At 53.7% G+C, this 18,463-nt stretch carries 17 protein-coding genes; 14 read left to right on the plus strand and 3 right to left on the minus strand.

Translation table 11 applies throughout. The features are described 5' to 3' along the window. Nucleotides 1-88: 88 nt before the first annotated feature. Together AC2TAD_RS21675 and AC2TAD_RS21680 are read right to left on the minus strand one after the other, a co-directional pair. Nucleotides 89-685, minus strand: coding sequence for a DUF6088 family protein (locus tag AC2TAD_RS21675; protein WP_171127191.1), 597 nt, complete (start codon nucleotides 683-685; stop codon nucleotides 89-91). A gap of 260 nt (nucleotides 686-945) precedes the next feature. Then, nucleotides 946-1,620, minus strand: a complete 675-nt coding sequence (locus AC2TAD_RS21680; protein ID WP_254428729.1) for a TetR family transcriptional regulator C-terminal domain-containing protein — start codon at nucleotides 1,618-1,620, stop codon at nucleotides 946-948. A gap of 88 nt (nucleotides 1,621-1,708) precedes the next feature. Here AC2TAD_RS21680 and AC2TAD_RS21685 point away from each other — a divergent pair, with 88 nt between their 5' ends. The 13 genes from AC2TAD_RS21685 to AC2TAD_RS21745 all read left to right on the plus strand — a co-directional run bounded on the left by AC2TAD_RS21685 (nucleotide 1,709) and on the right by AC2TAD_RS21745 (nucleotide 16,452). Beyond that, nucleotides 1,709-2,578 carry an ABC transporter permease gene (locus AC2TAD_RS21685; RefSeq protein WP_170549885.1) on the plus strand — a complete coding sequence of 290 codons (870 nt, stop codon included), beginning with the start codon at nucleotides 1,709-1,711 and terminating at the stop codon, nucleotides 2,576-2,578. Further along, a complete protein-coding gene (locus AC2TAD_RS21690; protein WP_170752062.1) occupies nucleotides 2,575-3,363 on the plus strand; it encodes an ABC transporter permease in 789 nt (262 codons plus the stop codon). Before AC2TAD_RS21685 ends, AC2TAD_RS21690 begins: the two co-directional genes overlap by 4 nt. Then, nucleotides 3,360-4,457 (plus strand): ABC transporter ATP-binding protein, encoded by a 1,098-nt coding sequence (locus AC2TAD_RS21695; RefSeq protein WP_170752059.1) that lies wholly within the window; start codon nucleotides 3,360-3,362, stop codon nucleotides 4,455-4,457. The genes AC2TAD_RS21690 and AC2TAD_RS21695 overlap by 4 nt, the downstream gene beginning before the upstream one ends. Before the next feature lie 19 nt (nucleotides 4,458-4,476). Further along, the gene (locus tag AC2TAD_RS21700) at nucleotides 4,477-5,538 is read left to right on the plus strand and encodes an extracellular solute-binding protein (RefSeq protein ID WP_234899375.1); all 1,062 of its coding nucleotides are present in this window, start codon (nucleotides 4,477-4,479) and stop codon (nucleotides 5,536-5,538) included. A 60-nt stretch (nucleotides 5,539-5,598) separates the two neighbouring features. Further along, complete coding sequence (locus AC2TAD_RS21705; RefSeq protein ID WP_171122817.1) at nucleotides 5,599-7,662, plus strand: oxidoreductase; 2,064 nt, start codon at nucleotides 5,599-5,601, stop codon at nucleotides 7,660-7,662. Beyond that, nucleotides 7,659-8,891, plus strand: a complete 1,233-nt coding sequence (locus AC2TAD_RS21710) for an aromatic ring-hydroxylating oxygenase subunit alpha (RefSeq protein WP_480870558.1) — start codon at nucleotides 7,659-7,661, stop codon at nucleotides 8,889-8,891. The genes AC2TAD_RS21705 and AC2TAD_RS21710 overlap by 4 nt, the downstream gene beginning before the upstream one ends. Further along, nucleotides 8,884-10,446 carry a trimethylamine methyltransferase family protein gene (locus tag AC2TAD_RS21715; protein WP_171122813.1) on the plus strand — a complete coding sequence of 521 codons (1,563 nt, stop codon included), beginning with the start codon at nucleotides 8,884-8,886 and terminating at the stop codon, nucleotides 10,444-10,446. The genes AC2TAD_RS21710 and AC2TAD_RS21715 overlap by 8 nt, the downstream gene beginning before the upstream one ends. Before the next feature lie 52 nt (nucleotides 10,447-10,498). Then, a complete protein-coding gene (locus AC2TAD_RS21720) occupies nucleotides 10,499-11,803 on the plus strand; it encodes an aminotransferase class III-fold pyridoxal phosphate-dependent enzyme (protein ID WP_480870569.1) in 1,305 nt (434 codons plus the stop codon). Between the two features lie 386 nt (nucleotides 11,804-12,189). Beyond that, nucleotides 12,190-13,062: an FHA domain-containing protein gene (locus AC2TAD_RS21725; protein ID WP_480870562.1), complete on the plus strand. Its 873-nt coding sequence runs from the start codon at nucleotides 12,190-12,192 to the stop codon at nucleotides 13,060-13,062. Then, complete coding sequence (locus AC2TAD_RS21730) at nucleotides 13,035-13,763, plus strand: S1 family peptidase (RefSeq protein WP_480870565.1); 729 nt, start codon at nucleotides 13,035-13,037, stop codon at nucleotides 13,761-13,763. Before AC2TAD_RS21725 ends, AC2TAD_RS21730 begins: the two co-directional genes overlap by 28 nt. Nucleotides 13,764-14,114: 351 nt before the next feature. Further along, nucleotides 14,115-14,978 carry a LysR family transcriptional regulator gene (locus AC2TAD_RS21735; RefSeq protein ID WP_170779774.1) on the plus strand — a complete coding sequence of 288 codons (864 nt, stop codon included), beginning with the start codon at nucleotides 14,115-14,117 and terminating at the stop codon, nucleotides 14,976-14,978. Between the two features lie 402 nt (nucleotides 14,979-15,380). Next, nucleotides 15,381-15,650: a hypothetical protein gene (locus AC2TAD_RS21740; RefSeq protein WP_170779776.1), complete on the plus strand. Its 270-nt coding sequence runs from the start codon at nucleotides 15,381-15,383 to the stop codon at nucleotides 15,648-15,650. A gap of 250 nt (nucleotides 15,651-15,900) precedes the next feature. Then, a complete protein-coding gene (locus tag AC2TAD_RS21745) occupies nucleotides 15,901-16,452 on the plus strand; it encodes a 2OG-Fe(II) oxygenase (protein ID WP_170621322.1) in 552 nt (183 codons plus the stop codon). A gap of 206 nt (nucleotides 16,453-16,658) precedes the next feature. Here AC2TAD_RS21745 and AC2TAD_RS21750 read toward each other — a convergent pair whose 3' ends face one another. Beyond that, nucleotides 16,659-17,969: an MFS transporter gene (locus tag AC2TAD_RS21750; protein WP_171127185.1), complete on the minus strand. Its 1,311-nt coding sequence runs from the start codon at nucleotides 17,967-17,969 to the stop codon at nucleotides 16,659-16,661. A 12-nt stretch (nucleotides 17,970-17,981) separates the two neighbouring features. On the opposite strand from AC2TAD_RS21750, the gene AC2TAD_RS21755 reads away from it, so the two are divergent. Then, nucleotides 17,982-18,314: a hypothetical protein gene (locus tag AC2TAD_RS21755; RefSeq protein WP_171135011.1), complete on the plus strand. Its 333-nt coding sequence runs from the start codon at nucleotides 17,982-17,984 to the stop codon at nucleotides 18,312-18,314. Nucleotides 18,315-18,463 lie beyond the last annotated feature (149 nt).

The following is an 18,463-nucleotide window of genomic DNA, read 5'->3' on the forward strand; positions in this document are numbered from 1 at the left end:
AGGTGTATCCAGTAAGTCGCTGACTTTGGCCTTTCCAAATGTTTGCGACACATCCTCTTTGGAGTATCGTTGGCAAACTGGTCCAAGATCAGACCCATGCCACGATTTGCTGCACTACCGGGTGCATCCAGGCCGGAACATATCTACTTTGTCTTGCGAGCAATGCGCGGTCCTTAACATCCAGATTGCGGGCCAGCGTGTCGACAACACGGCTATCCACCCGGTTTTTGCCAACATAGCGTAACGCCTGAAATACGGCGCCGGTTTTCTGGCCTGCACCAACTAGCGTTTTGGATGATGCATTCCGGAACTGGATGACTTGTCGACCAACTGTCTTGGTGCGGGTCGGGCCGTCGGTCATGTAAGTCGGCTTGGACGGCACTTGGGTCGACAGCCCCAACTGGTTGGCTGCCATGGCAGGGGAGGGCTGTAGAACCTGATTGTCTTTGCGTGCAATCGCTTTGGCAATGTCATCGGCTGACGGAGACAACAGCCCTAATCGGGCGCTCTTTCTCGGATAGTCATAAAGCCCACGCGTTAACCGTCGGATCATCCCTTGATCCGCCAAACGCGACAATGCCTGATCCACACTTGCGCGGGAGCCAATATCCAGAAAGTCGGTTGGCGCAAAGATTGAGCCCCGGCCTTTTCCGATGATGCGTTGTCTAATCGATGAAGTGATCATAGTTTTCTCCTTGTCAGAAAATATAATACTTTTTTCTGACTTACAAGTTAGCAGAGTATCTGGGTGATTTTGTAAGTTAGGCGGAAAGCGGTCTTTCGCTGCACGTGCAATGGAAACCTTTCTTCGGGGGAAAGCGGGCGTTGGATTTCGTCCAATGCACGGGGGTGTTGCATTTAGACGCCAGGGAATTCGCCAATACCAGCAGTCGGCTTTCCAAGAACATGCTGTTTTTCCGTCTCAAATCTGAGCGTCCCGAAATCTCACAATTTAAATTTTTCGGGGAAAAGTCCGCACAAGAAACGTCTGATAAGATCAACAGAGCGTCGTCGTGAAAAACCCTGCATATCTGTTAGGTAATTGACCCACATACCTTCCAGCAAAGCCAGCGTTCCGGCAGTGGCATCGTCCACCAAGTTTGGGTCACGCTCGTTTTTTTGAGCTATCTCCTTAAACGCAAGCCGCAATGTCTCGACAAGTTTTTGATCCTGAGTGCTGCTGTAGCGGGCAATGCCTGGGTGTGAGCTCGCGATGCCGCGAAATGCATGCCAGATTTTTGTACTTCTTGGATTGAGCAGTGCTTCGGACAGATCCGCCTCGATCACAGCCATCACTCGGTCTTCGGGCGATGCATCCGAGCCCAGATCGGTCATTTTGTCCATCTCGGAATAATATTGGGCACTGAAATGCTGGGCTGCTGCCGTCAACAAATTGTCCTTCCCGCCGAAATGCAAATGGATCATTCCGCGTGACAAACCAGAACGCTCGCAGATGCAGCTGACCGTCGTCTCGGTGACTCCAATATCCGCGATAGAGTCCAGAGTCGCCTTGATCAGAAGTTGCTTACTGGCATCTGGATCACGTTTCGAGCCACGTTTTCTTCCTCTAACGTTTTCCACTTTATTCAATAATTCCATTTCCTTGATAGCATCACTCAAGTCTTTCTCACAGGAAGATTGACACGAAAGACCGTTCTGGCGCAACATTTAATGGACGATCGTCCATTAGTGACTCGTGAAAATCCGGATGGGAGTTTGGGTAATCTTTCGTAGCGAAGCATCCCGGGGCTATACCCTCAGCGCACCAGCCACGGCTTATGTGGGCTTTCTGGTGGCGGCTCCGTTGTTGATCCTGATCGCCTATTCGTTCTGGACGCAAACCTACGTAACGCTCGACAAGACGCCGACGCTAAAAAACTATAGCGACGCGTTTGCTGATCCTCTGGTTAGACACTTAATGCTAAGGTCGATCTGGATTGCCGGAGCAGTTACAGCAGTTACTGTCGCACTGGCATATCCCATCGCTTATTTCATCGCGATGAAGGCCCGTAAAAAGACCATCTGGCTTCTGCTCATCACCATTCCATTCTGGTCTAGCTACCTCCTGCGTGTATTTGCGTGGAAACTCATCCTGGGGTTCAACGGCGTAATGAATTCTGCACTGCTGATGCTTGGTCTGATCGACGAACCGCTCGACTTCCTTCTCTACAATGAATTTGCAGTCGTGCTGACGCTTGCCCATGCTTGGGCGCCATTTGCGATCCTGCCGATCTATGTCTCATTGCAGAAGATCGATCCGAGCTTACTAGAAGCCGCCACCGACCTCGGTAACAGCCCTTTTCAACGCTTCATGCGGGTGACGCTGCCACTAACCATCCCGGGGATCATTGCTGCTTGTCTGATCATATTTATTCCCACGGTAGGTGACTATGTGACCCCGGCACTGGTTGGCGGGTCGGATGGAAAGATGATCGCCAACCTTATTCAGGTGCAGTTCGGGGCCGCCAACAACTGGCCACTCGGCGCCACCCTTTCACTGATCGCGATGCTATCGGTTGGCTTTGTCGCTATAGTGTTTGTAATTACCGCCACCCGGCTAGGGAGGCGGATAAGATGAGACGCCCTTCGACCCTGACAGCCTACGCCTTTCTGTATTTGGTTTTTCTTTACCTGCCGGTCCTTTTTCTGCCCTTGTTTTCATTCAACAGCGGCACAATCGTTGCCTTTCCCATCAAGGGCTGGACGCTGGACTGGTATCGGAAGCTGGGCGAACAGGATACCTTGATCCAGGCCCTTTGGAATTCGCTTGGCGTCGGCACCGTCGTGGCACTTCTTTCTACCGCTATGGGATTGTTCGCCGCCCGCGCCTTTGTTCGGTACCGTTTTCGGGGTCAGCGTGCTGCCGAAGGTCTGGTGATGCTGCCTTTGGTTATACCGGGCATTATCGTCGCTTCTTCAATGCTGGTTCTGTTTTTGTTTATCGGTCTTAAGCCGTCTTTGCTGACCGTCGTTCTGGGTCATACATTTCTTGCGCTGCCGTTTTCCGTCTCGATCCTGAAGTCTGCGTTTGATGACTTCGATGCGTCGCTGGAGGAAGCATCATACGATCTAGGTGTCGGCGTGTTCGACACCTTCCGCCGCGTGACGCTTCCGGTCGTTTCCCCGGGTATCGTCGCAAGTTTGCTGGTCACTTTCACAGTCAGCTTCGACGAGTTCGTGCTCGCCTTTTTCCTGTCCGGCAACCAACCAACCTTGCCAGTCTACATCTGGAGCCAGATTCGTTTCCCCGCCAAGCTTCCAAACGTTTTGGCCTTAGGCTCTATCCTGCTGCTTTCATCGGTTCTACTTTTGGTGCTGGCCGAGTATTTCCGGCGCCGCTCATCCGCATCAGGGGTCCAATGACAGAAAAAAACATCATCGAACTCAGGGGCGTCGAGAAACGCTATGGCACTTTTCTTGCGGCTAGCGGGATCGACCTCGATCTCAAGGAAGGCGAGTTTTTCTCACTCCTCGGCCCATCGGGATGCGGCAAAACCACGGTATTGCGGATGATCGCTGGTTTCCAAGAGCCGACCAAAGGCACCGTACTGATCGACGGTCAGGATATGGATGGTGTGCCTGCCAACAACCGCCCGACGAACATGGTTTTTCAGAGCTACGCCATCTTCCCGCACCTGAATGTTGGAAACAACGTGGCTTATGGATTACGTGGCAAGGCCCCCAAGGCCGAAATCGACCAGCGTGTGGCCGAAGCCTTGGAAATGGTCGAGCTGGGCGGTCTTGAGGATCGCGGCGCAAGTGAGCTGTCAGGCGGGCAGCGGCAAAGGGTGGCGCTCGCCCGTGCGCTGATCATGCGACCCAAAGTATTGTTGCTGGATGAGCCCTTGTCGGCCTTGGACAAGAAGCTGCGCGAGCAGATGCAATTTGAAATGCGTAATCTGCAGCAATCGCTGGGTATAACCTTTGTGATGGTCACACACGACCAATACGAGGCGATGACAATGTCTGACCGCATTGGCGTGATGTTCAATGGGCGGCTAAAGCAGGTGGATACGCCAACAACGCTTTACGCCCGGCCCTGCGATCAGCAGGTTGCCAGTTTCATCGGTGAGATGAACATTTTGCCTGCCCAGTTGCTTGAGGAAAATGGCGATACGCTTTCAATCGACGCGAAGGCCTTTGGCCAAATGGAGATTGAAAAAAACCCCAACGTCGCAACCAGCGCCCGAGATATGAACATCGGTATTCGACCCGAACAATTGGAAATCACCTCTGAAAAACCCGAAGACTATCCATCAACTGTTCAGGGCAAAGTCAGCAACGTCGCCTTCTATGGCGAGAACATTCACTACCACATTCAGGTTGCGGAAACCGACAAGCCGATCTCGGTCTCGGTTCCGAACTACTTTCACACGGTTGATTTCAATCGCGGCGACGCAGTTTGGCTGGGAGTCCAAAGCGCCAGCGTGATCGATCTTGGCACTGACACAGAATAAGAAAATGGGAGGAAAAAAATTGAAACTTCAGGGAATTGCGGCCTTCGCATGTGCGACGGCAATAAGTACAGGAAGCGCCAGCGCTGGTGGAGCTGATCTGACGGTATTTGACTGGTCGGGATATGAAGACCCGGGATTCTTTGCCAGCTACATGGAAAAATACGGGAATGAAGCACCGAGCTATTCCTATTTCGGTAGCCAGGAAGAAGCCTTTACCAAGCTAAGCTCCGGATTTACAGCTGATTTAGCGCATCCTTGTTCCGACGCGGTCAGAAAATGGGTCGCAGCCGATCTGATTCAGCCGCTGGACGAAAGCAAGCTGACCAATTGGGCGGATGTGCTGCCCGAGATCAAGGAGGTCGACGCCATCGTTCTGGACGGCCAGCTTTACATGTTGCCGTTCGAATGGGGGAACACGGGCCTTATCTATCGCACCGACAAGATCTCGGGGGACGATATCTCACTGCAATTGCTGGCCGACCCGGCCTATGCCGGTAAGATCGCTATCCCGGATGCCGCATCATCTGCTTATGCGTTAGCGGCGCTGGCTACTGGAAATGCTGACGACTACACCAACTTGAGCGATGAGCAGTTCAAGGAAGCGTCTGACTTCCTGCGCTCGATCCACCCGAACATGCGCTTTTACTGGTCCGACGCAGGTCAGTTTGACCAGGCCATGACCAGCGGCGAGATCGAATTCGGTTGGGCCTGGAACCAGTCAGAACTAAACCTGATCTGGAATGAGGTGCCTGCCGCGATGATGCGAGACGTCGACAAGGGTATCGCGACCTGGGCGTGCGGCTACGTGCATCTGAAATCATCCACGACACCGGTCGATCAGGTCTATGATCTGTTGAACGCGCTTACCGACCCGGCCAGCGGTCAGTACATCATCGACAACTGGGGCTACCCGCATTCGAACGCAAAAGCGTTCGAAGTTGCCGATCAGGCCAACATCGAAGCCTATGGTTTCTCCGATCCAAAAAGCTTCTTCGAGGGCAGTTTGTTCTTTGATGCGGTGAACCCCGAGCTTGAGGCAAAAATGCTGGCGGAGTTTGAACGGATCAAAGCCGGCTTCTGATTCAACAGTATCTCCGGGGCCAACCAGCCCTGGAACACAAACACAGGAAAACGCGTGAACATGTCAGACGCGAACCCATATGCTATGCTCTTGGAACCGGTTCAGATCGGGCCAGTCACTGCCAGGAACCGCTTCTATCAGGTGCCTCATTGCACCGGGCTGGGGCACCTCCGACCAAGGGCGGATGCTGCCGTTCGTGGAATGAAGGCCGAAGGCGGGTGGGCGGTGGTTTCCAATCAGGAGACCGAGATTCACCCGACTTCTGACCTTTCTCCTTACGCCGAAGGGCGGCTATGGGACGCGCGCGATGTGCCCGCGTTGCGGCTGATGACAGACGCAGTGCATGCACATGGTGCGCTGGCGGCTATCCAGCTGGTTCATAACGGCAATCATGCGCAAAACCTGCTTACCCGCGCCCCGGTTCTTGCACCTTCCGAAATGTCTGTCGACACTACACACCCCAAGCAGGCGCGGGCTATGGATAAAGCCGACATTCGGGAATTTCGCCGTTGGCACCGCGAGGCCGCCTTGCGCGCGAAAGATGCCGGATTTGACATCATTTATGTGTATGCCGGGCACAACATGACATTGGCGCAACATTTCATGCTGCCGCATATGAACCAGCGTAGCGATGAATATGGTGGGTCGCTCGAAAATCGCGTGCGTCTGACACGTGAACTGCTGGAAGACACTCACGAAGCCGTGGGCGACAGCTGCGCTGTGGCGTTCCGTTTTGCTATTGATGAGATGATGGGTGCCGGGGGCATGCAGGTAGCAGAAGAAGGCCGCGCCGTTGTCGAGCTTTTGGCCGATCTTCCTGACCTATGGGATGTGAATGTGGCTGACTGGTCCAATGACAGTGCCACGACTCGTTTTCAGCCAGAGGACGGATATCAGAACGCGTTTCTGTCCCACGTTAAGCAGATCACCCAAAAACCTGTGGTTGGTGTCGGTCGCCTGACATCCCCCGACATGATGCTGTCGATGGTCAAAAAAGGAATTGTCGACCTTATCGGTGCCGCGCGGCCATCCATTGCGGACCCTTTCATACCAAAAAAGATCGAGGAAGGCAGGATCGACGAAATCCGCGAATGCATCGGCTGCAATATCTGCGTGTCGTCGGACAATCTGGGTATCCCGATCCGATGCACTCAAAACCCTACGATGGGTGAGGAATGGCGACGCGGTTGGCACCCCGAGATCATCGCGCCGAAAAAGAGCAACGCGGATACTTTGGTTGTTGGCGGTGGCCCTGCCGGTCTTGAATGCGCCATGCAGTTGGCAAGGCGAGGATATCAGGTGACCTTGGCCGAAGCGTCAGCCGAATTGGGCGGGCGGGTTACGAAGGAAAGCAAACTTCCCGGCCTCGCAGCTTGGTCCCGCGTCGTCGACTATCGTCTGCATGATTTAAAGCAACGCGGCAACGTTCAGCTTTTCACTGACAGCAGGCTTGATGGCGATCAAGTGGCAGAGCTGGGCGTCGAACACGTCTTTGTGGCCACCGGCAGCCTTTGGCGAACCGACGGCATGGGCCGTAACACCCAGCGCCATGTGCCACAGATCGAGCAAAGCGCCAATGTGCTGACGCCTGATGACATAATGAATGGTGTTCTACCGCCTGATGGCCCGGTCATGATCTATGATGACGATCATATCTATCTGGCAGGAGTGATCGCCGAAAAACTGGCGACGGCAGGATACCAGGTGGTCTTTGTCACGCCGGAGAATTTGGTTTCAGCTTACTCCATCAATACTTTGGAGCAGCCTCGCATTCAGGCCCGTCTGATGGAGCTTGGTATCGACATTCGTTGCAATCAGGTGCTGACGGCGGTTCAAGGTGACATGGCCCGCATCGGTTGTGCCTTTACTGGTCGCGAAATGGATATTCCATGTGCCTCGACAATTCTGGTCACTGAACGTCAGCGTGGGACGACGCTATATGACAGCTTGCGCGGGCTCAGGTTGAAAACCGTCGAACTTATTGGCGATGCCGCTTCTCCAGGGCTGATCGTCGACGCAGTCTTCGCGGGCCACCGCGCGGCCCGTGATTTTGAACGCCCCAAGGCAGAAGCAGACCAGGATTGGTTTCGCCGCGAGATAATCGATTTGGAGGAAACGAGATGAACAGCCGACCGTTTGAGTTGGATGCGCTGATAGCCTCGCACCAGTACGGCCACGCCCTGCCGCGCGAATTCTATACCTCCCAAGACATCTATAACTATGACATCGCCCGGGTCTGGAACCGCAACTGGCTTTGGGCAGGTCACGTCAGTCAAATCCCAAGCCCCGGTGACTACTTCCTGTTAGACTATGGCCCGGAGAGCATTATCGTTGTTCGCGACCGCGATGGCGACACTCGTGCTCATTTGAATGTCTGCCGCCATCGCGGATCTCGCGTCTGCACTGAACAATCCGGCAACGCCCGCGTTCTTGTTTGCCCCTACCACGCATGGACATATGAGCTATCAGGAAAACTTCGTGCAAGTCACAATATGGGGGAACAATTCGACCCGTCAAAGTTTGGGCTTCTTCCCGTTCAGGTGAGTGTCTTCAAGGGCCTGATCTTTGTCTGTGCCGATGCAAACACCCCATCACTTGATCCTGTCCTCAGCAAACTTGAGCCACTCGTCGAACCCTATGGCCTGAACGATTTGAAAGTAGCGCATACCGCGTCATTTCCTGTTCCCGCGAATTGGAAACTAGCGGTTGAGAACTACCTTGAATGCTACCACTGCGGGCCAGCTCACAAAGAGTATTCTCGATCCCATAGCTTGAAATCACCGCAAGACATGGCTGGTTTGGTCGAACCGCTAAAGGCCAGGGCTGTAGAAGCCGGGCTGTCACCCAATGAATTGACTCTTGTCGGCGACGCTGCGCTGACCCCATTTACCAGCGGGTACTATCGTCGCTATCCGCTTTACCAAGGCTACAAAACCGGCAGCCAATCGGGCGAGGCACTTGCACCATTGCTTGGAACGCTCAAAGGCTTCGACGGTGGCGCAACAGACTTTGATGTTGGTCCGTTGAATTGGTTCCTGATTTATTCGGATCACATGGTCGGCTACCGCTTCATTCCACGAGGCTTACAGGAAACCGACATTCAGGTGGTCTGGCTGGTTCGCGCTGACGCCGAAGAAGGCGAAGACTACGACAAAGAAGACCTGACCTGGCTTTGGCATGTCACATCTTTGGATGACGAACGCATCATTCGCCACAACCAGTCCGGCGTAAATTCTCAATACTTCCAACCGGGCCCCTTGGGCGAGATGGAAACCTCGATCCAGGACTTCTACGATTTCTATTTCAACATGATCAGCCCGGACCCAGAACAAAGGATGTCCGGTCATGGCTGAGGCAAAATCACGCCGTCGCGGCGGCGGCGGACGCGCCGCGCGCATCAAGGTTCAACAGGCTACCACGGGCAATGAGGCCGTACGTGGAGGCCTAAGTGGCGGCCGCTATAAACCGCTGACCCAAGCAGATATGGAGAACATCCATCAAGCGGCCTTAACCGTTGTGGAAAACACGGGCGTTACCGACCATTTCCCGGAATTGCTTGATCTGGTGCTTCCCAAAGGCGCAGTTTTGAATGACCTCAATAGGCTGTGCTTCCCCCGCGCCCTTATGGAAGACATCCTGGCGGCTGCCGCCAGAGAGTTTTATGTCTATGCCCGCGGTGAGCGTGCAGGCAAAGACGACATGCATTGCTCGGCCGAGAGTGTCTATTTCGCCAACTCTGGCACCGCCGTCACAACCTTCGATTCCGAGACCAAGTCCTATCGTCCATCGGTTCTGCGCGACGTTTATGATTTCACCCGACTAGTGGACCGCTTGGACAACATCCATATGCTGGGCGACACAGTTTTGGCCACCGACGTGACCGATAATTTCGCTCACGACATGAACACCATATATGCGATGCTCGCAGGCAGCCAAAAGCCTGCCTGTCTGACCTTTCGCGACCGCAGCCATATCCCGCATGCCATCCGCATGTTTGATTTGGCTCACGGTGGTGAAGGGGCTTTCATGAAGAAGCCAAGCGTCATATTTGGCGGCTGCCCAATGGTTTCCCCCTTGCGGATCGGCAAGGAGAACATGGAAATCCTGATTGATACTGCCAAACTTGGTCTAACTGTCGATCTGGCCGTGCCTCCTCAGGCCGGGGCCACAGCCCCCGCGACGCTTGCGGGAACACTGGTGCAAACCGTGGCCGAAACGCTGGCCTGTGTTGCCATTGTAAACCTCATCACACCGGGCTGTCCGGTCTGCTTTGCCGCCTGGCCCTTCATCACAGACCTGCGTAGCGGATCGTTCACCGGCGGCAGCGGTGAACAGGCTCTCATCGGGGCGGCAGCCATTCAGATGGGCAATTTCTACGGCCTTCCCACATCCGTTGGCGCAGGCATGACCGATGCAAAAATACCCGACGCGCAATACGGGTTGGAAAAAGCACTGACCTTCACGCTTGCCGCCCATGCCGGTGCCAATCGTTTGTGCGAGTTCGGCGGTATGATGGGTAGCCTGATGGGATGCAGCTTTGAAAGTATGGTCATCGATGACGAAGCGGGTGGTATGATCCTGCGATCGTTGCGCGGGATAGAGGTCACGGATGAAACCATGGCGGTAGATGTGATCCACCAGTGTGCCATCGACCCAGGTCATTTCCTCGGTAACCCTCACACGCTGAACTATATGAACACCGAATTTGTCTACCCGCGGCTCATGGATCGTGAGCGTACAGATACATGGGAAAACGAAGGCAAAACTGATCTATTGGACCGCGCCCGTGACAAGGCCAATTCCATTCTCGACAGCCATTTCCCCAACTACTTCGGCGCCTCAGACGCTCAGGTGCGCGAAGAGTTCCCAATTGTGATGAGCGCAGAAAGCATGGCCCGCCGTGGATAACTCTAACGCCAAGCACTGGGACAACGATCATTTCCTGCACCCGTGGGAAGGAATGGCAACTTTGGGCAAAAGCGACCGCACTTTTATCGAAGGTGCCAGCGGCATCCATGTGGTTAACGAAATAGGCGAACGCTTGATCGACGGACCAGGCGGGATGTGGTGCACTCAGATCGGTTATGGGCGAGAGGAGATGGCCGAGGCCATGGCTGAGCAGGCTCGAAACCTCGCCTATTTCTCTCCCTTCAACAACGCCAACTCAACTGCCGCGCTGTTCGCACGCGAAATCGCCAAACGTGCGCCGGGCGACTTGAACAATGTCTTTTTTACCACCGGCGGTTCGACTGCGGTGGATACGGCCATCCGCTTTGTCCACTTTCGAAACAACCTTTTGGGTCGGCCCGAGAAAAAGAAGATCATTTCAAGGCAAAAAGCCTATCACGGAAGCACTTATCTGGCGGCCAGCGTCAGTGGAAAAGAGCGTGACAGGCTTTGGCTAGACAAGGCGGATGACCTCGCACATTTCCTGCCCGACGTGAATCCGCTCTACCGTTCACCTGGTCAAAGCGACGAGAGTTTTCTAAAGGAGAAAATTTCCGATCTTGAAAACGCCATTGTAGCTCTTGGCCCCGAAAACGTTGCCGCTTTTATCGCCGAACCGGTTCTGGCATCTGGCGGCGTGATCGTGCCGCCGAATGGATACCACAAAGGCTGCCTAAACATCTGCAAGAAGTATGATGTTCTATATATCTCCGACGAAGTGGTGACGGCATTTGGGCGATTGGGCCATTGGTTTTCGTCAGATGCTGTTTTCGGCATTCAGCCTGACATAATCACTTGTGCCAAAGGAATGACATCTGGGTATGCGCCGATGGGTGCCGCGGTTATCTCTGACCGATTGATCGCAGACGTTGGAGGAAAAGATGCGACCTTCTCAAATGGCTACACCTATTCTGGTCATCCGGTTAGCGCGGCTGCGGGTTTGAAGAGCATTGAGATCATAGAGCGGGAAAAACTTCTCGAACACGTTCAAAAGGTCGCTCCGGTTTTTCAGGATCAGCTGCAGCATTTGCGACAGATTGATATCGTTGCCGATGTGCGCGGGATGGGGTTGATGGGATGCGTACAATGCTCAGTCGATGGTGATCCCCGGAGTGATCTGGGATGCGACTACGAGATTGGCGGCCAGATCGATATAGAATGCCAAAAACGTGGGTTATTAGTTCGACCTATTGTCAACATGTGTGTTCTTTCACCGCCCCTTATCATCAGCGAAAGTGAAATTGAGCAGATGTTTTCTATCTTGCGCAAGGGGCTTGAAGCGACACGAACGTGGCTTGGCGGAATCAGTGAACAATGAAGAGCTTGCGCCACTGTTGCGGATGTCCGCAGACCGGTATGCCACCGCAGCATTTGAATTCCGTCCTAAATGTCCTCAATGGGCCGTCTGCTGGCCCTGTCGCTGAAACTGTGTTGCACTCGAGGTCTACTGTGAGCCTAGCCTGTGAATTCGAATTTCTCGCTTGGTGCAGCCGCAGTACCAGAAGTGTAGCAAACGTTAAGTATGGTCACTGCTGCTCGTGCAGAAGGAACGTCTATCAAGCCGGAGTTGAGCCGGACAAATGAGATTGTGATCTACAACTTGACGATCTGGTCACGCGATCCATGTGATTACCAGAGTAGCTGTGGCGGCTTCATAGCCGCGCGTGATAAACTGCTTGCCACGCATAAGATCAGAGATGAACCATGCGGTTACCGGATGAAAGCGATACGGAATATGGATCGGGCAATGTCCGGGCATTTCTGGAAAGCTTGACCGGTCCGTCTCGCGGAACCGTGACCTGGCTTGTCGGCACCGCTTTGTCGGCTTCATTAGGTCAAGACAGTATCCTGAAGATAGGGCGGAAAGAGGATGTACCCCCACATGACGAAGATGTGGCGACCTTTCAATGGTCGCAAGGCGGTTACACGCTAAACGCGCTGCCAGGCCGGGAAATCTGGGTCAATGGTCAAAAGACTGCTTCGGTAACTCTTAGAAATGGCGACATGATCGAGTTCGGTGAAAAGGGTCCCATGTCGCGCTATCGGGTATGTGACGTCTCATTCCCTGCACATCACACGGTCGAAGACATAATAAGTGACGCTTATGTGTATGCGCGCTCCAGCCGACGACCCTTCGCCAGCAAAATGTCCAGTGCGCTGCGCGAAGGCGGACGTCGGCTGGCCTCACAAACCACGGTTTTGTTCCGGGTTACTGTTATTGGTGTGCTTCTTCTAATCTTTGCCTTTGGCTATTTGCTTTTTCAGAACGACCGGAAGCTGGCGGACAGCCTTAAACAGGAATCTCTCAAGATCGAGGCGGTTGCTGTCATGCTTACGCAGACGCGAGAAGATGCACTGACGGCGGATGATCTGGTCGCGCTCAGAGAAGCGTTTGACAACCGGGTGATTTCCACCGAGCAGCGCCTTGGGACATTGGAAGAGCGCGTTGGTGCGTCCAGGCGGGTAATAACGGGCTCGACGCGATCCATTGCCTTTATCCAAGGGGCCTATGGATTGCGACAAACAGAAAGCGGCAAATTGCGTGGCATGTGCTTGGCCCGGACGGGGAGAACCTAAAAACTCCATTCGGGAAACCGTGGATTGAGCCAGATGCGGCAGGCGCGCCGGCAGAGTTTCAGTTCACCGGGACCGGGTTTCTTTTGCAGGACACCTCTCTGTTGGTGACCAACCGTCATGTCGCCTTGCCCTGGACGACCGGGGATCGGGCACAGGCCCTGAAGGCAGCGGGGCTTGAAGCTGAGATACTTAGTCTGCTGGCTTATCTGCCAGAACAATTCGAGCCAATGGAAGCGGTATTGCTTAGGGCAAGCAAAACGGCCGATCTGGCGCTTCTGTCCGTTGATGCGAACCGTGTTCAAGGGCTTGGGCTTACACTGGCACCTGACCCGCCGCGTGCAGGTGAAGAAGTTTTCCTGCTTGGATTTCCAACTGGCCTAAAGGCCTTGATTGTGCAGGCCGGGCCGGATTTTCTGACAACGCTGGAGAGCGATGGCGCCGTCGATTTCTGGATGATTGCAAAACACCTTTCAGAGCAGAACAAGATCAGACTTCTGGCCAGCCGGGGGATCGTCGCCCAGACCAGTCCCGGTGCAGTCGTTTATGATGCTGAAACCACAACCGGCGGAAGCGGCGGACCTGCCCTTAACCGAAACGGCGAGGTGGTTGCTATAAATGCCGCGATCTTACCCGAATTTGGCGGCTCCAACATCGGTGTTCCTGTATCGCACCTCAAAGTGCTGCTGGAGGAAATCCGGTAGCAGCCACTGGGGCGAAATTCCCGCTGGCTGTTATCGTCGACAGAGATGGCTCAGAATTGTGCCAGTTCTGCGCTTAGGTACGGTCTAAACATTGTATTCCTTGTTATGGATCGGGAACGCAGGCCAACGCGTTCCCGATCAGGTGAGGCAGGTCGTGTAGCATGAAAGATACCTCGCGCTGCCGGGAGCCGTTCTTCGACACTCACTTCGAGATGGGGGACTCTGAGACCCTGGGGTCGCTACCGAACAGCGGCAGCAGTTTCATGCTACGAGCCAAATCTGCCACATACTGTTTTAGTTGAATAGCGAAATTGCTTCATGCATTATATTTGAAAATCGAATAGTTACCCCATGGATATTGAACTCGCGCGAACATTTCTGGCGATTGTCGAAACGGGCAGTTTTCTGGAGGCTGCCAACAAGGTTTACGTTACACAATCAACAGTGAGCATGCGCATTCGGTCGCTCGAACAACAGCTTGGACGATCAGTGTTCGAGCGCGGAAAATCGGGTGCTACACTTACTCCGGCCGGGCACCGCTTTCATAAACACGCGCAGGCACTTGTCAGGTGCTGGACACAGGCCCGGATCGACGCCTCCCTGCCTGATGCTGTGGAAGCTGCACTGGAAATCGGTGCCGTACCCAGCTTGTGGGATGGGTTTCTGATCGACGCGATGCCAGAGTTCATGCAAGCGTTTCCGAATGTGGCGGTTCACGGGTCTACGGTTTCAACTGAAACACTGCTAAGCCAAACGACTGCGGGCGCGCTGGATTTGGCTGTGATGTATGATCCGCGGAACACTGTTGGGCTGACCGCAATGCAGTTGTTCGAAGATGATTTCGTACTCGTGAGCAGCGATTTCGATACCTCGCGAAGCCCATTTGAAGAAAACTATGTTCTGATCGACTGGGGGCCGGAATTCCGTGCCGATCACCTGCTGAACTTTCCGGAAATTCCAACGCCAATGTTGCAGCTTGGTATTGGAACTCTCGGCCTGAACTACTTGAAAGCCCAGCCGGGAGCCGGATTTTTCCCCTGGCGGGTAGTTGCGCAGGAAGTCGAAACCGGTTGGTTGAGGGTGATTGAGGATGCTCCCCGGTTTGCCTATGCCGCCTATGCTGTTTTTGCAGACGATGATCCTGAAAGCCTCCCCTGCAAGGCGGCCCAGCTATTGAGTGCCTTTGCAAAAAAACAGTTTCCCGTCACGGCCTGAGATGGCGGACTACTCGCGGCTTACCATGTAGAAGGCGAATTGTCAGTTTTCGGAAGCCTCCAGGGCTTCGGTTGCTGCGGGCTGCTTTTTGCCAGATTCGAAAATTAAACCAGCGGTAAACACGACCATCAAAACGCCGCCCATGATGGCCCAGTACCTCCAACCAAAAGACCTTTGCAAACGCATTTTTCTCTCCGCGGCCGTCCATCGAGACCAGAACAGTATAAGGAGGTATAGAAGTCTGCCAAATCGAAGGGATTGACCCTCAAGGAGACAATATACGGAAAACAAACATCTATTCAGATCATCGATAACATCGTTGAGAAAAAATCATAAGGTTTGGCACTCCGAAAACGAGCTTTGATCTCCTAAAATAACGAAGAGGAGGGAAAGGAGGTATCGATGGGCAGGCGCTGGATTAATCGCGTTACCGAACACATAAAGCGTTTCATTGCGCCACAACGGTTCGGGATCGTGAAGCACTCGGCAGCAAAACAGCAGGATTTGCAAAGCCCACAAGATTGGGACGAAGCAGCCGAGATATGGGACCCGTCTGAATTCGACCCGGAAAAAGAAAACCGGGAACGACGTTTGCGCCCAAGCGATTACGAATGGGACGCAACCGACGATCTTCCTTGGCGCGCACACAATCACCGGTTCAAAGGAGGCTGAGGGGAACCCAAGGCCTGAATATTGGATATTTCAGTCACAGGTGACACAAAGCTCGCGTTCCCTGATCCCGCATCGCATACCGTTTGGAATCCGAGAACGTCTAGGGTGAATTCCAAATCCGGATTGCTGGACCCAAAACAATTGAGATTGCAGAAAAATTACGTCGCTTTCAGCCTCTTAGGTCGAAAACAGCGCAGCGCCATCTGTGCATCTTGGCAAAATTTAGTACCAATCAAAAATGGTGTACAGAATGCTGGAAGTTCATTCGATTCCCGGTGCATTTACCGCGCGGGAATGTGAGCAGATTGTTGCTGCATCACAAAAAGCCCCGGCAAACGAGGCTCTGCTTGTTGGGCAGAACAAGGATCATAATCTGCGCAGAGCGGATGTGACTTGGCTGGACGACGTCGAAGGCTCTGATTGGGTGATGTCACGCCTGATCAATGTTGTCCGTCGCTCCAACACCGACAAGTTTGGCTTCGATCTGAGCGAGTTCGCCGAAAGTCCGCAGATTGCCTGCTATAAAGCATCAGATGGTGGTCATTTTGCGTGGCATTCCGATATCGGCGACGGGTCAGTCGCCCGAAAAAGAAAGCTGTCGCTGGTCGTTCAACTCAGCAAACCCGGGATGTACGACGGCGGTGACTTGGAGATTATGCCGGGCGCTTATGCTGTAACGGCCAGCCGGTATCAAGGGAGCGCGACCATCTTTCCAAGCTTTTTGTTGCATCAAGTGACACCGGTTGAGAATGGTGATCGGTATTCGTTGACGGTCTGGGCACATGGCCCGGCGTTTCGGTGATGATTTTCGTACTCGTTTGACTAAGAGTCCGAGACTACAAGGCTAACGATTCCTTTCGTGTATAAAACAGAGTCGAAAGAGTTAGGCTTGCCTTTAACATTCTCGCTTAAATGGCATTTCTTGTAGTCCAACGCCTCTGCTTAATCCTGGAATTCCGCACGGTACTGACGCCTGAGTTGCTTTGGTCACTCAATGGCTGGCCTCTATTATGTATCCGTCGGTAAGCGACTGGCGACTGATTTCTCATGGGCTAAGTTTGGCAGGCTCACCATATCAGCAGCAACTTTACCAGCTTCCATTGAAGTACTTTCGACTGATATGCGTGTCTGACCCAGCCGGGGGTGCAGCTTACGAGCCAGAACCCACGTCCAAAGCAAACCTGCACCACCCGCGGCGAACACACCAGAGAGCGGTGCCACGAGAAGAACCAGCCAGGCGGCACCAGGTGTAATAATACCCGAAACATCGCGAAAGCTCGCGTAAATTGCTGACATCTCAGTTCGTTCGGAAGGTTTGACTGCGAGGAGGAACGGCAAACCTGCGGAAACATCGAGCAAGATCAGGAAAATCGAGCCCATCATTAAGAACGCGATTGTGACTTCAGGGATTCCGAATGGAACTCCAGCAAATAGAAATAGCAGCCCGGACATGAGGAATCCGGTTCTGACTACTGTGCGCACCGAACTGCGCTGCATAAACCGAAGCATCAGCGGGGTGCAAAACAGGGCGGCATTGGAAATCGACAAAGCAATCCCTCCTAGTTGGCTGCCTAGCCCGTTCTGAACCGCATAGATGGGCAGGTATACGACATAAATCCACCACCCGCAGGAACGAACGACTGCGAATACCCATCCGGCAACCAATCGTGGTTGCGCAAAAAACCTCCCGAAATAGGCGAACGGATTTGCGGGAGTGCTTTGACTTTTGGTGATGAGCCTGCCGTTTCCGAGGCGCATAACAAGAAAGATGAGCAGCATGACAATCGCCGCACCGGCTGCAATCAGGAACGGCGCAGGTTGCCACCATTCGTACAATATCGCGCCTAGCGCAGGGCCAGCCGTCCAACCCAGCGCACTGTAGAAAAGCCGGGATGTCTCAAAACGTCCCAGTTCAATCCTGGCAACATGGTCGAGTACATAGGCGTTGAAGCACACAAATGTCGTCACAACGGCGAAAGTCGTGAGTGCGAGCCCCGCAATAACGGCGGCAGGCGTCGCAACGGTCGTCATAACCGCACCCGCGACGTACGAAAGAGTGCCGAATACATAGACCAATCTCCTTGGGACAAACCGGATCAGGTAGGGAACCAGAAGACCGATCAAGAGTGAAACTGCGCCAATGGCGAAATAAATTTCGGATACAAATCGCGCATCCTTCAGCGCGTTGTATATCGCTACCGGAAAGACAGAAATCAAAATACCCCTGGCAATCGCCTCCGTTCCCGCCAGAATGGCGAATCCCTGCACGCTGGGTGCTGGCGCATGGCGAAGCCATTCTGGTATTCGGCGTTCGTGCATGAGAAGTGCTCAATGGACTGGGAATCAGTCAAACCTGTTTCCTCATTTTTTCTCTCCTGGCAGCGACCCGATGTCGTTTTTGCTAATCGTGTAAGTTATAAAAATTCCATAACTGAATTTCGTTTTTTCTTTTTGGGAACCCGCTTCGCTGGCGTTCAATTTTCAACGCTGATTACAGCGAAGGGATTGCTTGAACTCGGGCTGGATTTTCGAATGGAGCATTGCGACCATCAATTTGGAAAAGAATGCTGGCAGGGCGGTCAGCATTTCAGCGGGTTGGTCGGTGGTTGCAGCGCCATAAACGAAACGAGGCCGCCCGAAGGCGACCCCGTCCATATGCACTAAGGCTTCAGCAGCTTACATCATGCCACCCATACCGCCCATGTCGGGCATGCCGCCGGCGGCAGGTGCGTCTTTCTGCGGCTTGTCTGCAACCATCGCTTCGGTAGTGACCAGCAGGCCAGCAACCGATGCTGCATCTTCCAGTGCAGTAC

Source organism: Ruegeria sp. HKCCD7628, from assembly GCF_057221005.1.